Source organism: Affinirhizobium capsici, assembly GCF_977018625.1.
In genome coordinates this window covers 173,067-189,971 of sequence record NZ_CDRNXD010000004.1, presented here as the reverse complement: position 1 = coordinate 189,971, position 16,905 = coordinate 173,067, and the positions used below count along the sequence as shown (strand labels likewise).

The 16,905-nt window shown below is 56.7% G+C and carries 16 protein-coding genes; 11 read left to right on the top strand and 5 right to left on the bottom strand.

Annotated features, from left to right (window positions below; translation table 11 throughout):
* Positions 1–67 precede the first annotated feature (67 nt).
* The 5 genes from AC0JZ1_RS04340 to lysS all read left to right on the top strand — a co-directional run bounded on the left by AC0JZ1_RS04340 (position 68) and on the right by lysS (position 6,686).
* Positions 68–733, top strand: coding sequence for a TetR/AcrR family transcriptional regulator (locus AC0JZ1_RS04340; RefSeq protein WP_471881209.1), 666 nt, complete (start codon positions 68–70; stop codon positions 731–733).
* Between the two features lie 120 nt (positions 734–853).
* Positions 854–1,606 (top strand): TerC family protein, encoded by a 753-nt coding sequence (locus AC0JZ1_RS04335; protein ID WP_471881208.1) that lies wholly within the window; start codon positions 854–856, stop codon positions 1,604–1,606.
* Positions 1,607–1,745: 139 nt separating this feature from the next.
* Positions 1,746–3,518 carry an SLC13 family permease gene (locus tag AC0JZ1_RS04330; protein WP_471881207.1) on the top strand — a complete coding sequence of 591 codons (1,773 nt, stop codon included), beginning with the start codon at positions 1,746–1,748 and terminating at the stop codon, positions 3,516–3,518.
* Between the two features lie 118 nt (positions 3,519–3,636).
* Complete coding sequence (gene gltX, locus AC0JZ1_RS04325; protein ID WP_471881206.1) at positions 3,637–5,094, top strand: glutamate--tRNA ligase; 1,458 nt, start codon at positions 3,637–3,639, stop codon at positions 5,092–5,094.
* Between the two features lie 95 nt (positions 5,095–5,189).
* Complete coding sequence (gene lysS / locus AC0JZ1_RS04320; RefSeq protein ID WP_471881205.1) at positions 5,190–6,686, top strand: lysine--tRNA ligase; 1,497 nt, start codon at positions 5,190–5,192, stop codon at positions 6,684–6,686.
* Between the two features lie 164 nt (positions 6,687–6,850).
* On the opposite strand, the gene AC0JZ1_RS04315 is transcribed toward lysS, so the two are convergent.
* Entirely contained in the window at positions 6,851–8,026 is a 1,176-nt protein-coding gene (locus AC0JZ1_RS04315; RefSeq protein WP_471881204.1) for a hypothetical protein, read from the bottom strand.
* A 244-nt stretch (positions 8,027–8,270) separates the two neighbouring features.
* Between AC0JZ1_RS04315 and AC0JZ1_RS04310 the strand changes: the two genes are divergently transcribed.
* Genes AC0JZ1_RS04310 through AC0JZ1_RS04295 form a run of 4 tightly spaced genes read left to right on the top strand, consistent with a single transcriptional unit; the run spans position 8,271 to position 11,746 of the window.
* A complete protein-coding gene (locus AC0JZ1_RS04310) occupies positions 8,271–9,161 on the top strand; it encodes a metal ABC transporter substrate-binding protein (protein WP_471881203.1) in 891 nt (296 codons plus the stop codon).
* Positions 9,158–10,072 (top strand): manganese/iron ABC transporter ATP-binding protein, encoded by a 915-nt coding sequence (locus tag AC0JZ1_RS04305; RefSeq protein WP_471881202.1) that lies wholly within the window; start codon positions 9,158–9,160, stop codon positions 10,070–10,072. The genes AC0JZ1_RS04310 and AC0JZ1_RS04305 overlap by 4 nt, the downstream gene beginning before the upstream one ends.
* A gap of 19 nt (positions 10,073–10,091) precedes the next feature.
* Positions 10,092–10,916, top strand: coding sequence for a metal ABC transporter permease (locus AC0JZ1_RS04300; protein WP_471883350.1), 825 nt, complete (start codon positions 10,092–10,094; stop codon positions 10,914–10,916).
* A complete protein-coding gene (locus tag AC0JZ1_RS04295) occupies positions 10,913–11,746 on the top strand; it encodes a metal ABC transporter permease (protein ID WP_471881201.1) in 834 nt (277 codons plus the stop codon). Before AC0JZ1_RS04300 ends, AC0JZ1_RS04295 begins: the two co-directional genes overlap by 4 nt.
* A 56-nt stretch (positions 11,747–11,802) precedes the next feature.
* Here the strand turns inward: AC0JZ1_RS04295 and tal are convergent, their stop codons facing one another.
* Complete coding sequence (gene tal / locus AC0JZ1_RS04290; RefSeq protein ID WP_471881200.1) at positions 11,803–12,759, bottom strand: transaldolase; 957 nt, start codon at positions 12,757–12,759, stop codon at positions 11,803–11,805.
* 169 nt (positions 12,760–12,928) lie between these two features.
* Here tal and AC0JZ1_RS04285 point away from each other — a divergent pair, with 169 nt between their 5' ends.
* The gene (locus AC0JZ1_RS04285; protein ID WP_471881199.1) at positions 12,929–13,903 is read left to right on the top strand and encodes a sugar-binding transcriptional regulator; all 975 of its coding nucleotides are present in this window, start codon (positions 12,929–12,931) and stop codon (positions 13,901–13,903) included.
* Positions 13,904–13,911: 8 nt separating this feature from the next.
* On the opposite strand, the gene AC0JZ1_RS04280 is transcribed toward AC0JZ1_RS04285, so the two are convergent.
* Positions 13,912–14,796, bottom strand: coding sequence for a methylated-DNA--[protein]-cysteine S-methyltransferase (locus AC0JZ1_RS04280; RefSeq protein WP_471881198.1), 885 nt, complete (start codon positions 14,794–14,796; stop codon positions 13,912–13,914).
* Positions 14,797–14,861: 65 nt separating this feature from the next.
* Entirely contained in the window at positions 14,862–15,356 is a 495-nt protein-coding gene (locus tag AC0JZ1_RS04275; protein ID WP_471881197.1) for a DUF2244 domain-containing protein, read from the bottom strand.
* 24 nt (positions 15,357–15,380) lie between these two features.
* Between AC0JZ1_RS04275 and nth the strand changes: the two genes are divergently transcribed.
* Positions 15,381–16,169, top strand: coding sequence for an endonuclease III (gene nth, locus AC0JZ1_RS04270; protein WP_471881196.1), 789 nt, complete (start codon positions 15,381–15,383; stop codon positions 16,167–16,169).
* Here the strand turns inward: nth and AC0JZ1_RS04265 are convergent.
* Positions 16,122–16,868 (bottom strand): sulfate transporter family protein, encoded by a 747-nt coding sequence (locus AC0JZ1_RS04265; RefSeq protein ID WP_471881195.1) that lies wholly within the window; start codon positions 16,866–16,868, stop codon positions 16,122–16,124. The two genes, nth and AC0JZ1_RS04265, sit on opposite strands and share 48 nt — an antisense overlap.
* Positions 16,869–16,905 lie beyond the last annotated feature (37 nt).

The window sequence follows — 16,905 nt, the reverse complement described above, 5'->3', positions numbered from 1 at the left end:
CATATGCAGGACATTACAAGTGCAATCGAACCGCTCGGTTCGAAAAGGTTAAAAATTAGGTTCTTATATGACGGAGAAGAGATGCACCCCCTGTGAGAACCCGCCGCAGCCAGGGCGGTTCGCAGCAGGAGAAGATCCTGCCAAGCGGGAACAGATTCTTGACGGTGCCAAGCGCGTTTTCATGAATGTCGGCTTTGATGCTGCCAGCATGAACGATATCACCCGTGAGGCAGGCGTCTCCAAGGGTACGATCTACGTCTACTTCAATGGCAAGGATGATCTGTTCGCCGCGATCATGGAGCGAGAACGCGGTAGGCTGGCCCGATCCATGCAAGATGTGCTCGACGATTCGACAGAGGTGGAAGACGGTCTTTATCGGTTCGGCTCCGGCTTCATTCTGCGCGTCACCCACGAGGAAACAGTATCTGCGATGCGCACCATGATTGGTGTTGTCCACCGCATGCCCAACCTCTCACGCCGTTTTTTCAGCACCGATAACCTTAACGTCCGCACGGTGCTCGAAGCATTTCTCAAGCGCCATTGCGATGCCGGCCGCTTGATTATAGACGATGTGCCGCTGGCAGCACGCCATTTCCTCGACCTTACATCCGGGGGGTTCTTCAAACTCCGCCTCTTCGGGGACTTGAAGGATCAGCCACCTGCGGAAGAACTGCATCGCATTGTTTCCAGTGCAGTACGCCTATTCATGGCCGCCTATGGCGTAAAAAAATAATTGACTGGATAGGGAATAGTTTTCACCTCTGTTTCGTATAGTGAGACGGCTTAAATCAGGCCGCCGAAATTCTACCAATAGTTCGCCGGTCATCATCGCGGCGCAGAGGAAAACCACTCAATGCAAGACATTATGGTCCTTGTCCAAGATCCAGCCGCCTGGGTCGCTTTGGTCACGCTTGTGGTCATGGAAGTTGTTCTCGGTATCGACAATCTGATCTTCATATCCATCCTTACCAATAAGCTGCCGCCGGAAAGCCGCGAAAAAGCGCGCAAGATCGGCATTGGCCTGGCGCTGGTGATGCGCCTTGGCCTGCTCGGCACCGTTGCCTGGATCGTCCAGCTGACCAATCCGGTCTTTGAAGTGCTCGGTCACGCCTTCTCCTGGAAGGATCTCATCCTCATTGCCGGTGGCCTCTTCCTGGTCTGGAAAGCGACCAAGGAAATCCACCACAGTGTCGATCCGGTCGACCACAAGGAAGACATGGTGGGCAAGACCGTTACCATGAGCTTCGGCGCAGCCATCGGCCAAATCCTGCTGCTGGATCTCGTCTTTTCGGTTGATAGCATCATTACAGCGGTTGGCATGACGCCGCATCTGCCGATCATGGTGGTTGCCGTCGTCGCAGCCGTGACGGTCATGCTGGTCGCGGCAACACCTCTGGCAAACTTCATCGAGAAGAACCCAACGATCGTCATGCTGGCGCTCGCCTTCCTGCTGATGATCGGCACCACGCTGATTGCCGAGGGCATGGGCTTCCACGTGCCGAAGGGCTATGTTTATGCAGCCATGGCGTTTTCTGCTCTGGTTGAGCTTCTCAACATGTTTGCTCGAAATGCCAGACAGCGGAAGCGGCAGAAACAGGGACAATAGCGTACGCCCGCGCAAGTGGTTGGAACTTTGAGACTGGCATTGTATTGGTGTGATCACCTGCTGCGATTCTCATTTGAAGCGTTGCGGCAGGCCCATCATTCGGTGGCAGTTCTTGCCGCCACGGCCCTTGCGGAGCGGCATGACCACTGAACAGATCCTTTCCTTCACCGTAATTGCAGGCATGATGGCGGTGTTCATCTGGGACCGCTTTCGTTATGATGTGGTTGCTTGCTGTGCTCTTGTGGTCGCCGTCGCTCTTGGTGTCGTACCCGCCAATCATGCGTTTTCCGGCTTTTCAGATGATATCGTCATCATTGTTGGCAGCGCGCTCGTCGTGAGCGCTGGTGTTGCGCGTTCCGGCATTGTCGATCTCGCGATCAAAAAATTCTTTCCGAACTTGACATCATTGCGCACCCAGATGGCGCTGCTGATGATCGTGGTGGCGGTTCTTTCCGCCTTCATCAAGAATATTGGCGCATTGGCCATCATGATGCCGGTGGCCTTTCAGTTCGCCCGCCGATCCGGTGTATCGCCATCGCGCTACCTGATGCCGATGGCGTTTTCCGCCCTTCTCGGCGGCTTGATGACCCAGATCGGCACCTCGCCCAATATTGTCGTGTCACGCCTTCGCGCGGAAATGACGGGCACACCGTTTTCAATGTTCGATTTTACGCCCGTGGGCGGCATTCTGACAATCGTCGGCGTCACCTTCCTGATGTTCTTCTATTGGCTTGTTCCTGAACGCACAAAACAGAACAATAGCATCGAAGAAGCCGTCGAAATCTCCAACTATGCCTCAGAAGCGGTGGTGACGGGCCAAAGCCAGATCATGGGCAGGCCACTTGCCGAACTTCTGAAGCTGGGTGACGGGGAAGTGGTTGCAACAGCTGTTCTGCGCGGGCCGGTGCGCATGTCACCCTTTCCCGATCTTATTCTCAGGGAGGATGATTCCGTCCTTCTGGAAGGCAGATCTTCTGCGCTGGAGCGGGTGATCTCCGGTGCCAAACTCAGACTTTCCGGCAAGGAGCTGAACCAGGGCAAACGCGTCCAGCAAGATTTGATTTCCATTGAGGCCGTTATCTCCCGTCAATCGGCGCTTGAGGGTCTTACTGCCCGTGGAATGGCTCTGTCCTATACGCGAGGCGTCAACATTCTTGCCGTCAGCAGGCGAGGCGAACGTGTCCGTGAACGCCTCAGCGATCTGGTGCTGCGCGAAGGCGATGTCATCGTTCTGCAGGGCGGGCGTGAAACCCTTCCCGGCGTTCTGCAGGATCTGGCGCTTCTGCCGCTTGCCCAACAGGAAGTCATGCTGGGAACGCAGCGCAAGGCACTCATCCCAATCATGATCCTGGCGCTGGCCATGGTTACCACTGCTCTTGGTTATGCGCCGGTCGCCGTTGCCTTCTTTGCTGCCGCGCTGGGCATGGCTCTTTTCAAGGCAGTACCGTTGACGGATATCTACAAGTCCGTCGACGGTCCTATCCTCGTCATGCTTGGCGCTCTCATTCCTGTCTCGGATTCTCTGCGCACGTCCGGCGGCAGCGAATTGATAGCAGGTTGGCTGGGCCAGATCGCCCATAACTTGCCGCCCTATGGAGCCATTGCGCTGATCATGATCACGGCCATGGCCGTGACCCCATTCCTCAACAATGCCGCAACGGTGCTGGTCATGGGACCGATTGCCGTGAGCTTCGCGACGACTCTCAATTTTCGGCCAGAGGCATTCCTGATGGCGGTTGCCATTGGTGCAGGTTCCGATTTTCTGACGCCTGTCGGCCACCAGTGCAATACGCTGGTCATGGGGCCAGGCGGTTACCGCTTTTCCGATTATCCGCGCCTGGGCCTGCCGCTATCGATAATGATCGTTCTCGTCAGCGTGCCGGCATTGATGTGGTTCTGGCCGGTGCAGTAATACCTGCCAGACCTAAAAATCTTGACGCTTGCAGCGGAATATGCGCTAAGGCCAGCCAAACCTATAATCAGGCTTACGCCCCTTGGGCGCGCCATTGTCCAAGTTCGAGCAGGTCCTCATGAGCACTTCCGGCGTTCGCGTCCGCATCGCACCTTCTCCAACCGGCGAGCCGCATGTCGGCACGGTTTACATCGCATTGTTCAACTATCTCTTCGCAAAGAAGATGGGCGGCGAGTTCATACTGCGTATCGAAGATACGGATGCCACGCGCTCCACACCGGAGTTCGAGCAGAAGGTGCTGGATGCCCTGCGCTGGGCAGGCCTCGACTGGAAGGAAGGCCCGGATGTGGGCGGTCCCTTTGGTCCCTATCGCCAGTCCGACCGCAAGGCCATGTATCAGCCCTTCGCTGATGAACTCCTGGAAAAGGGCCATGCATTCCGCTGCTTCTGCACGCCGGAGCGCTTGGAAAAGATGCGCGAAGAGCAGCGCGCTGCCGGCAAGCCGCCCGGTTATGATGGCCGCTGCCTGCATTTGAGCGCCGAAGAAGTGACCACCAAGGTTGCCGCCGGTGAGCCGCATGTTGTTCGCATGAAGATCCCGACCGAAGGTGCCTGCGAGTTCAACGATGGCGTCTACGGCGATGTTTCCATTCCGTGGTCTTCGGTCGACATGCAGGTGCTGATGAAAGCCGATGGCATGCCGACCTATCACATGGCAAACGTCATCGATGACCATCTGATGAAGATCACGCATGTGGCGCGCGGCGAGGAATGGCTGGCCTCCGTGCCCAAGCACATTCTGCTCTATCGCTATTTCGGCTGGCAGGAGCCGAAGTTCATGCATCTTTCGCTGATGCGCAATGCCGACAAGTCTAAGCTTTCCAAGCGTAAGAACCCAACCTCGATTTCCTATTATTCAGCTCTTGGCTACCTGCCCGAAGCGCTGATGAACTTCCTTGGCCTCTTCTTCATCCAGATTGCGGAAGGCGAAGAGCTTCTGACGATGGAAGAACTGGCCGATAAGTTCGACCCGGACAATCTTTCCAAGGCTGGCGCGATCTTTGACATCCAGAAGCTCGATTGGTTGAACGGTCGCTGGCTGCGCGAAAAACTGACACCGGAAGAATTCATTGCCCGTACCATTGAATGGGCATCCGAAAACAGCCGCCTGACGGAAGGCTTGAAGCTGGCACAAAGCCGCATTTCCAAGCTCGGTGAATTGCCGAGCCTGGGCGGCTTCCTGCTGGCCAATGATGTGGGGCTGACGCCAGCTTCCTTTGGCGGCCTGAAGACCTCGCCTGCTGAAACGCTGGAAATCATCAATACCGTTCAGGCCGATTTCGAAAAGATGGCGGAATGGACGGTGGAGAGCATCGATCAGGAACTACGGTCCGTAGCAGACAAGCTGGGCAAGAAACTGCGCGTGGTCACGCCGCCGCTCTTCATTGCCATGTCGGGTAGCCAGCGCTCACTTCCGCTGTTTGACTCGATGGCTCTGCTCGGTCGCTCCGTGGTGCGCCAGCGCCTGAAGATTGCCGCAACCGTGGTTTCCACCATGGTTGGCAGCGGAAGCTGAAGACACAATAATCTGCCGCATTGCTCCGGCCCCTCTCCGCGAGGGGCCTGATGAGCCGGTAACCGCAACGAACACAGCCGAAAAGGCGATAGACGATGACCGAACAGAAGACTGAAACCGCCCTCTCCTCCGACGCCACGGAAGTGCGCCGCCAGAAATTGGCAATGCTGCGCGAAAAGGTCGGCGACGTCTATCCGGCTCATTTCCATCGCACGATGACCAATGCGGAACTCGCGGAAAAATATGAAGGTCTGGAGCCGGATGTCGAGACGCAGGACGTCGTCACCGTTGCTGGCCGCGTCTATTCATCGCGCAATTCCGGCATGTTCATGGATGTTCGGGATGCCTCTGGCAAGATCCAGATTTTCAGCCACAAGGACACCACGCCGGAAGCCGCCCGCGACATGCTGGCGATGATCGACATCGGCGACATTATTGGCGTGACGGGTGTGGTTCGCCGTACCAAGCGCGGCGAGCTGACGATCAATGCACAAGAGATCACAATGCTCACCAAGTCGCTGCTGCCGATGCCGGAAAAGTGGAACGGCATCGCGGATGTCGAAATTCGCTACCGCAAGCGCCACCTCGACATCATGTCGAACGATGAGAGCAAGCTGCGCTTCCAGCAGCGCTCGAAAATCGTTTCCGGTTTCCGCCGGTTCCTGGAAAGCGAAGGCTTCCTGGAAGTCGAAACCCCGATGCTGCAAACGGTTTACGGTGGCGCGACTGCTGACCCGTTCAAGACCTTTCACAACACGCTGAAGATGGACATGTATCTGCGCATTGCGCCGGAACTGTTCCTGAAGCGCACGCTGGTTTCCGGGCTCTCCGACAAGGTGTTCGAGATCAACCGCAACTTCCGCAATGAAGGTGTTTCCACCCGGCACAATCCTGAATTCACAATGATGGAGTGCTATTGGGCCTATGCCGATTATGAAGACATGATGGCGCTGGTTGAACGCCTGTTTGAAACGCTGGCAACCTCTATTCACGGCACCACGGATGTGGTGTTTGGAGACAAGACCCTTTCATTCAAGGGTCCGTTCAAGCGCGTTCCCATGCCGGACGCCGTAAAGGAAGCAACCGGCATCGACTTCCTCTCAATCAAGACGGATGAGGAAGCCCGCGCTGCCGCCAAGGCTGCCGGTTTCGAAGTCGAAAAGGATTGGACCTGGGGCGAGTGCCTTGCCTTCATCTTTGAAGAAAAGGTCGAAGGCACGCTGATTCAGCCCAGCCACGTCACACATTTCCCGAAGGATATTTCCCCCTTCGCCAAGGAAGTGCCGGGCGAACCGCGCCTTGTTGAGCGGTTCGAGACCTATTGCAATGCCTGGGAAGTGGGCAATGCGTTTTCCGAGCTCAACGACCCGGAAGAGCAGCGCCGCCGCATGGAAGAGCAGCTGGAACAGGCCCATGCTCGCGGTGAGAAGGACAAGCAGCTGGACGACGAATTCCTTGATGCAATTGACCAGGGCATGCCGCCCGCTGGCGGCCTTGGCATCGGCGTTGATCGCCTGATCATGCTCCTGACCAATGCGCCGTCGATCCGCGATGTCATTCTCTTCCCGGCACGCCGCAATAAAGCGGACTAACAATCGCTGGCTTTAAACATGAAAAGGCTCGTCATCGGCGAGCCTTTTTGCATTCCAGTTACAGAAGCATTTGCCGTGTTACCACCGGACTGCGTTAAAGCAGATATTGAGAGTATTCCGCTTATCGGAAATGCTTGAGGAAATTACGGAAGTAAGCCTGCCCTTCAATGACCAACTTTGGGAGAGGCGGCATCAGGAGCCGCCTGTGCTTCCGTTGGTGCAGCGACCTTCATGGGATCGATCCCATCATGGGCAGGCTCCACCTCATGCGCGGTATCACTGGCATTTGGGGATGGCGCACGCTTTTCCACGACGTCCGGCTTGCTATCCCCGAACATCATGTTCTTGATGCGGTCTACCAGACCGGGCTTTTCAGCCACAGCGGTCGTTTCGGGGCTTGGTGCCTGATGATCTGAGGCCTGCTGGCTTTCTGAGTTGGTATCGTGGTTATTCCCCGCTACTCCATGCGTCTCATCAGCGTGCGCTTGCGCTGCCTCGGCCTCGTTCTTCTTGCCGAAGAGCATGTTGCTGATCGAGCTTACGAGACCTTCGCTTTTTGCACCTTCCGCGCCATGCCCTTCGGCAGGTGCAGCCTCACCATGAGACGCCTCAGCAGGACTTGCTTCTCCGTGGCCTGCGTCCGCAGCAGGAGCATCATGACCTCCGCCATGCTCAGAAGCGGCACCTTTGCCCTTCTTCTCCCCATGGCCAGGACTCTTGCCATGCTCGCCAGCTCCACCGTGGGCATCACCTTCGGTCTCTACCACAGGAGAAATGCAATCGGCCCCATCCGTCAACCCCGCGGCAATTTTCTCGATATCTTCAACCGGCGGTGAAATTCTCAAGCCGTAGAATTCGCCGTTGCTCGCGGCTCCCTCAATGTAGAATGCGGAATAGATCGGGTCAGACGGGTCTGGCGCCTTGCTGGTGTCGGGAATGTAGACCACCTGCGCACCAATGGCGCGCCCGCGCATGGCAGCACGCTGTGTTGGCCCCGATTTATCCAGAACAGTGATTTGAATGAGATCGGCCTTGGCAGATGCTTGTACCGCTTTTGCCACGCGCACCGCAGTTCTCAACCGCGCCGGGCCATCGCCTCCTTCGGTGAAGACATAACGACGCACCCAGGTGCGTTGCTCTCGGTTGATCTTCATTTCCTGAAGCGTGGTGCATTCCAGCCCGTTCACACTCTCATAGGGAGGGCCGAGAAGCTTTTCAGAACCAAAATAAAGGGCTGCTGCGCCACTTCCACCCACGAGAAGCAAGCCACCGAGAACAAGGATGAGAGTTCGTGAAAGCCTCAGCTTCAAGCCTTTCACAACCGGAACTCCGGCATCCATCACTCCCATCAACGCAATACATATTCCCGAGACGACACATACTGCCGCATTACTCTTGAAGAAGCTTTAATATGACCGGCGGCTTTCCACCTTTCCGCGCGAAGCAACTTAGCTGATGAAAGGCAAACCCACCCGTGCGGGACGGCAAAGCCATTCGTTGTTGCAACTAATTCGCAATAGCATTGACAGTCTGGATCGAAACGCTACATTCAAATGAGAATGAATTGCAATAAGGGTGCCCCCCGTGCGTTTTCAAAGTCTAACTCTGGCGTTTATCGCGGCTCTCGGCCTGTTACCTTCCATCGCCACAGCGGCGGAAAAAACGAAGGTTGTCACCACGTTCACCGTGATTGCCGATATGGCACGCAATGTTGCGGGCACGGCGGCAGATGTTGAAAGCATCACCAAGCCCGGCGCGGAGATCCACAATTACCAACCGACGCCACGCGATATCTTGCGCGCCCGCAATGCCACGCTTGTTCTGCGCAATGGGCTCAATCTGGAACAGTGGTTCGACAAGTTCCTGGTCAACCTTGGCAAGGTACCGAGCGTTACGGTCTCAGAGGGCGTAGAGCCAATGTCCATTGCCGGCGGCGCCTATCAGGGCAAGCCCAATCCGCACGCCTGGATGTCGCCGGAAAATGGGCTGATCTACGTGGAAAACATCCGCAAGGCTCTGGTTGCCGCCGATCCCGCCAACGCGGAAACCTACAACGCCAATGCAAAGGCCTATAGTGACAAGATCCGCGCCACCGTACAGCCCATACGTGATGCGCTTTCCCGACTGCCGGAAAATCGCCGCTGGCTCGTGACCAGTGAAGGCGCATTTTCTTATCTGGCTCGCGATTTTGGCCTGAAGGAGCTTTATCTCTGGCCGGTCAATGCCGATAGCCAGGGCACGCCGCAACAGGTGAAATCCGTCATAGATGCCGTTCGGGCAAATCGGATCAACGTTGTCTTTTCAGAAAGCACGGTCTCGGCCGATCCGGCCAAGCAGGTTGCCAAGGAAACCGGGGCTGCCTACGGCGGTGTCCTTTATGTGGATTCCTTAAGCGAACCCGATGGCCCTGTTCCGACCTATCTCGATCTTTTGAAGGTCACAACCGGTACGATTGCAAAGGGGTTGGCATCATGAGGATGGGCAGGTCCACACGCCATCACGCAGGGCTTTCGGTAGACGACATCACTGTCGCCTATCGCAACGGCCATGTCGCACTTTCCAATGCAAGCTTTGCCGTTCCCAAGGGCAGCATCACTGCATTGGTGGGTGTGAACGGTGCGGGAAAATCAACTCTATTCAAGGCAATCATGGGCTTTGTACCCCTCTCCTCCGGCAAGGTGGAACTGCTTGGAATGTCAGCGCGAGAGGCATTGCGCCGCAATCTGGTTGCCTATGTTCCACAGGCAGAAGAGGTGGATTGGAACTTCCCCGTGCTGGTGGAGGATGTGGTGATGATGGGCCGCTATGGCCATATGAACCTGCTGCGCATTCCTTCGCGCCGTGACCACGCCATGGTGACCGAGGCGCTTCGTCGCGTGAACATGGAAGCCTTCCGCAAACGCCAGATTGGCGAGCTTTCCGGCGGGCAACGCAAGCGGGTGTTTCTGGCCCGCGCGCTTGCGCAAGAGGGGCAGATTATTCTGCTTGATGAACCCTTTACCGGCGTGGATGTGACCACGGAAGAGCAGATTGTTGCGCTTTTGAAAGCCTTGCGCGATGAAGGCCGCATCATGCTGGTTTCCACCCATAATCTCGGCAGCGTGCCCGATTTTTGCGACCGCACCGTCTTCGTCAAAGGCACAGTTATTGCGGAGGGTCGAACAGATCAGGTCTTCAACGAAGAAAACCTGGAAAAGGCGTTCGGCGGCGTGCTGCGTCATTTCATCCTAGGCGGCACCGACCTGCATGACGATGACGACCGGCGGCGGATCAGGGTCATTACCGATGAAGAACGGCCCTACGTGACCTACGGAGCAGATACCGCACGGGTGGAGCCAACAGAGACGCGTCGGCAGGAGGCCCATAGTGCTCGAGACGCTCATTGAGCCCTTTACCTATGGCTATATGCGCGATGCAATTCTGGTCAGCGCACTCGTCGGCTGCGTCTGCGGCTTCCTCTCCGCCTATTTGATGCTGAAGGGTTGGTCGCTGATTGGCGATGCCCTTTCACATGCCATCGTACCCGGCGTGGCGGGTGCCTATATGCTGGGCCTTCCCTTTGCGCTCGGCGCTTTCCTCTCCGGTGGGCTTGCGGCTGGTGCCATGCTGTTTCTCAACCAGCGCACAAAGTTGAAGGAAGATGCCATTATCGGCCTCATATTCACCTCCTTCTTTGGCCTTGGCCTGTTCATGGTGTCGCTTTCACCGACATCGGTGAACATCCAGACCATTGTTCTTGGCAATATTCTCGCCATCACCGCCGAGGACAAGCTGCAACTGCTCCTGATTGGCGGCGTCAGCCTTGCCGTGCTGGCGCTCAAATGGAAGGACCTGATGGTTGCCTTCTTTGACGAGAACCATGCCCGCACCATTGGCCTGAAACCGGACGCCTTGAAGGTGCTGTTCTTCACGCTGCTGGCCGCCTCTACAGTTGCCGCCCTGCAAACGGTTGGCGCATTCCTCGTCGTTGCAATGGTGGTGACCCCTGGTGCAACTGCTTATCTGCTGACTGATCGCTTTGGCCGCCTGATTGCTCTTGCCGCCACCATTGGCGCGGTCACCAGCTTTATTGGCGCCTATGCCAGCTACTTTCTCAATGGCGCGACAGGTGGCGTGATCGTGGTGTTACAAACGCTCATATTCCTGATCACCTTTGTCTTTGCGCCCAAACATGGCGTGCTGGCGGCTAGACGCCGACGGAACCGGGAAATTGCAGGGAGGCTGGCATGAGCGAAACCCTGCAATTGGCAATCCTGCCCTTCCAGCTTCCTTTCATGCAGAACGCATTTCTCGTCACGCTGATGATCTCGGTACCGATGGCAATGCTATCCTGCTTCCTCGTCCTCAAGGGCTGGTCACTGATGGGCGATGCTGTGTCCCATGCCGTTCTGCCGGGCGTGGTTCTCGCTTACATACTTTCCATTCCGCTCGCGATTGGCGCCTTCGCAGCTGGCTTGGTGTGCGCCATAGGCACCGGCTTCATCAAGGAAAACAGCCGTATCAAGGAAGATACAGTGCTCGGCATCGTCTTTTCCGGCATGTTTGGGCTGGGCCTGACCATGTATGTCGCGGTGCAGAGCGATGTTCACCTCGATCATATTCTATTTGGAGATATGCTGGGCATTGCCCCGGCTGATCTTATTCAATCCGGGCTCATCGCACTGGCAGCAACTCTCTTCCTCGGTATTTTGCGCAAGGATCTGCTGCTGCACGCTTTCGATGCACAACATGCGCAGGCCATCGGCCTACCGGTCAGGCTGCTGCATTACGGGCTGCTGGCGGTCTTGTCTCTTACCGTGGTGGGGGCGCTGACGGCTGTTGGCATCATTCTGGCCGTAGCCTTTCTCGTCGGTCCGGGCGCAATTGCTTATCTGATGGCACGCCGCTTCCACACCATGCTGCTCACAGCCATTGCAATTGCCGTCGGCTGCTCCTTCGTGGGCATCTACGCAAGCTTCTTCATCGACAGCGCCCCTGCCCCAACCATTGTATTGCTGATGAGCATGGTCTTCATCGCAACCTTTGTGAAGACGTCGATCCAGGCGCATCGAGCTGCCTAAAACACGAACGGCCCGGTCGAAAACCGGGCCGTACAATGTTTTACCTTTAAGGAAGCTTAGGCTGCCAATTCCTTCTTCACGATATCGCGCAGTGCCAGCAGATCCTTGGCAAAGAGGCGAATGCCCTCCGATAGCTTTTCGGTCGCCATGGCATCCTCGTTCAGCATCCAACGGAATGTTTTCTCGTCGATTGGCTGGAACGGATCTTCCGTGATGTTGTCCGGCGAAAGCTTGCGCTCCAGCGTGCCTTCCGCCTTGTCCAACTCATCCAGCAATGCCGGGCTGATGGTCAGGCGGTCGCAACCGGCCAGAGCTTCAATTTCGCCTGCATTGCGGAAGGATGCGCCCATGACAATCGTCTTGATGCCATTGGCCTTGTAGTAGTTGTAGATCTGGCGAACGGAGACGACGCCCGGATCGGTTTCCGCCGTATAGTCCTGGCCGGTCGACTTCTTGTACCAATCGAGAATACGACCAACGAAAGGCGAAATCAGGAATGCCTTGGCATCAGCGCAGGCAATCGCCTGAGCCTTGGAGAAGAGAAGTGTCAGGTTGCAATCAATGCCTTCCTTCTGGAGCACTTCCGCAGCCTTGATGCCTTCCCAGGTGGAGGCTAGCTTGATGAGAATACGATCCTTCTCAATACCGCGCTCCTTATAGGCCGCGATGATGCCGCGTGCCTTGGCGATGGACGCTTCCGTATCGAAGGAGAGATCAGCATCCACTTCGGTGGAAACGCGACCGGGCACGAGTTCGGCCAGTGCCGCACCGACGGAAATGGCCAGGCGATCCGCAACCGCTGCTACAACAGCGTCTGAAGAACCGTTCTGGCTCTTGCCCCAGACAACAGCTTCCTTGACCTTGTCGGCGAAGATCGGCGTGCCGAGGGCCTTGAGAACGATTGTCGGGTTGGTGGTGCAATCCACCGGCTTAAGACGCGCCACTGCCTCGATATCGCCCGTATCGGCGACCACCGTGGTCATGGAACGGAGTTGTTCAAGTTTGGACGCCATCGGATGTTCCTTGCGTTCTGAAAGTGCTTTGGGACACGCCCGTCCCTTCACCGCCACTATCGCAATGCTCGCGAATGAAAGTCAAGACATTTGCTGATCGGATTTGACATATGTCTCATCCACGTTGATAGTCACCACTATCAACAACTCTGACCAATCGGCAGTTCCCTTGGCGAAATTGAAGCGCGAAACCCACATTGCTTATTCGGAAGCCGCTTCTCAGCGGCTTCGCGCCGCCTGGCTCTACTACAATCAGGGACTGACGCAGAAAGATGTGGCAGACAGGCTGGGCGTCAGCCGCTCCACCGTCATTCGAATGCTGGATGAAGCGGTTAAGCGCTCGGAGGTTCAGATCTGGATCAGCGAGGGGGTGGATGATTGCGTGGCGCTCGCCGTCAAGCTGGAACAGGCTTATGGTCTGGATGAGGCGATTGTCGTGCCAGCCCCAGCAAAGCAGGATGCCGATTCATTGGCCAAAGCCGTAGGGCTTGCGCTCGGCCAATTCCTCACCGAGGTCATAAATAACGACATGACCATTGGCGTCGGCTGGGGCCGAACCATGACCGCCTCCCTTTCCGGCTTCCGCTCTCCACGTCGGGAAAATTGCAAGGTCGTCTCATTGCTCGGCGGCATTGTCGCTGTCCACCAAACAAATCCCATCGATTATACGTGGCGGTTGGCCAGCCAGCTGGGCGCGGAATGCTATATGTTTCTCGCACCTCTGCTCGTCGATTCAGTCGAGACGAAACAAGCACTCATTGATAAATGCGGCCTCAAAACCCTTTATGATCTGGCGGAACAGCTTGATCTCGCAATTGTCTCCTGCGGCGATATTGGCCCACATTCCACATCGCTATCCGAAGGCTTCATCTCTCACGAAACCTTGCAAGAACTGGTGGACGCGGGTTGCGTGTGTGACACAATGTTCAACTTCCTGGATGAGGCCGGACATTCCATCGACCACCCCATCAATCAGCGGGTCATGTCTGTCGATCTCGATACGTTGAAGAAGGCAAAGCACATCGTGCTGTCCTCCGGCGGCGCGCACCGCGCTAAAGCCATTCGCGCCACCATTCGCCGCATCGGTTGCAACACGCTGATCACGGATGAAGGCGCAGCAAGAGCACTTCTTGATCTGGCCTGAACCCTGCGTTAAGCCCTACCCGTCTCCCAGCCGAGAATGGCACGTTTGCGCGTTAGCCCCCAGTGATAGCCAGTAAGAGCGCCGCTTTTACCCAGTGCGCGGTGGCATGGCACAACGAAGGAAATCGGGTTGCGTCCGATGGCTGCACCCACGGCACGGCTTGCTTTGGGCTGTCCAATATCGCAGGCAACATCCGAGTAGGTCACGGCCTTTCCAAACGGGATTTTCAAAAGGCTTTGCCACACCCGCACCTGGAAATCCGATCCGATCAATACCACCCGAAGCGGCTCCTCGGGTGACCAGCGGCGCGCATCGAACACTCTGGCAATATAAGGCTTGGTCGCCTCTTGATCGGCGACATACTCCGCATTCGGCCAGCGGCGCGCCATATCTTCAAAACAGGCGTCCTGCCCTCCCTCGTCATCTGCAAAGGCAAGGCCCGCCAGCCCGCGATCCGTTGCTATTACCAGAGCGAGCCCGAAGGGCGATGGGTGAAATCCGTAGCGCATAGTGAGACCGCCACCGCGCGCTTTCCATTCACCGGGGCTCATGGCTTCGTGGGTCACGAAAAGATCATGCAACCGCCCCGGCCCGGAGAAGCCAACTTCCAGCGAGGTTTCAAGTAGCGGCAGTTGCTCATGCCCTAGCAGACGCTTGGCATGATCCAGCGTTACCGCTTGCAGGAAGGCTTTGGGCGAAAGCCCGGCCCAACGGGTAAACACTTTCTGCAGTTGCGTGGGTGATTGTCCAAGCTCCGCCGCAATCTTCTCCAGCGAGGGCTGTTCACGATAATCCAGCGTGATCAGTTCGATCACCTGCTTGACGATCTGATAATCCTCGCCGGTTGGCGTCACGTCGATCTGGCTGTCCGGCACGGGTTGAAGGGCGTTCATGACTCAATCCTCATCATGAACCGAGAAGACCATGGGACGCGAGCAAGTGCCACCCGTTTCTTGCCTCACAATCGTTGTTTGACGGTGGAAAGAGCGGAGCGAAACGCTTTGGCGAAGCTTTCCCGATCATCCGGGTTGAGGAAGGAACCAATATCTGTATGTCGCCCCTCGCCTGTCACGTGCATGGAGGTGATGCCGAATTCGTGGTGCCGCTTTACACGAAAGCGAGCCCAAAAAGGGTTGAAGCGATGTTCCACGAGCCTGCCCGCGGGCGAGAATTTGCGCACAGAGACATTGGTGCGCGACACCGTGACTTCTTCACGCGCCCGCCCGGACCGATAATTCAAGGCGAACGCGCCCCACAACAGCAGGAAGTCCACACCGAAGAAAAGCCCAATGGGCCATGCTCCAGTGGCCAGAAAAAAAGCGGCGTGAAGCATGCATATGCCTCCGCTGATCAGGAGCAATATGCGAAAACCCTTTCGTCCCAGTGAGCGGTAGGGCGTCAGTTCGGCTGCAAAAACCGGTTGCTCTTCGTGGGCGTCCACGTTGCCTTCCATCCTTAGCCTTGCGATACAAGCCATATGGCAACTTCGAAGAACCAATCCCACATGCAAACCTCACAAAAGTCAAATGGCGCGGCGAGAAGTCGCAGACATGCACGCACGGCTTATAACAAGGCAGAGCTGGAGGAGATCTTCCGGCGCTTTTCGGTGCAGAGGCCAGACCCCAAGGGAGAATTGGAACACGTCAACCCATTTACCCTTGTGGTTGCCGTCGCCCTCTCCGCTCAGGCGACCGATGTGGGCGTCAATCGTGCCACCCGCAAACTGTTTCAGATTGCCGATACTCCAGCCAAGATGCTGGCGCTTGGCGAAGAAGGGGTGATCGAGCACATCAAGACCATCGGGCTTTATCGCAACAAGGCAAAGAACGTCATTGCCTTGTGCAGAATGCTGATCGATGATTTCGGCGGTGAGGTTCCGCAAACCCGCGAAGAACTCATGCGCCTGCCCGGCGTAGGCCGTAAGACTGCCAATGTGGTGATGTCCATGGCTTTTGGTATCCCCACTCTTGCGGTCGATACGCATGTCTTCCGCATCGCCAATCGCATCAAGCTCGCACCCGGCTCAAACCCGGATGCAGTGGAAGATAATCTCGTTCGTGTTATTCCGAAGCAATATCTCTTTCACGCCCACCACTGGCTGATCCTGCACGGGCGCTACACCTGCAAGGCCCGCAAGCCGGAATGTGAGATTTGCGTGATCGCAGATCTCTGTCGCTATCCTGCCAAGACAAACGACATCCCTGCTCCACTTGTAGAGCTACCCGCGCAACTGATTGGGGTGGCTGCTCTGGGCGAGAGCGAATGACGGGTCCTTGCGGCTGACGGCCTTATGCAGATGCACCATCATACCCGCCGCAAACAGCGGCGTTAGCAGGTTGAGGAAAGGAATAGCCAGAAAACCTGCGATCAACAGCCCGCCCATGAATACGGTTCCCTTGTGCTTTTCCCGGAAGGCCTTGGCCTCGGAGGCTGGACGAAAGCGCATGGCAGCAAATTCGAAGAATTCTCGCCCCAGCAGGTAACCGTTCACCAGAAAGAAGGCCATAATGTTGATGCCTGGCACAAAGAGCAGGAACAGCGCGATGATGTTGCCGATGATGACGACGCCGAGGAACTTCGCCGATTCCACAAGCGCCTGTCCGAGCGGCAACGCCATACCCGGGGGGTCGGCGGCATAATCCCGGCGCTCCACCACGTCGGCCACGTCATCCAGAAAAAGACCTGCGATCAGAGCGGTCACTGGCGCAATGAGAAGGGCAAGCGCAAGCGCCAGTCCGATCCCCGCCAAGATAGCGAAAATGAAGGTCAGCCACCCTGCCCAGCCCGGAACTGTCGGCATCCATTGCGCGAAATATGGCCAGATATAGAGGAAGAACACTTCGCGCAGGGCAAACCATAGCCCCATCAGCACGACGAAGGTCAGCCCCAAAACTTTCCAGAATACAGATCGTGTTTCCGGGGCAAAAAGGTTCAACAGCGAAAGACGGGCTGCTTCGAGGATCATGTAAGAAACGCTCCCTGTTCCTCACCGATGTAGGTGG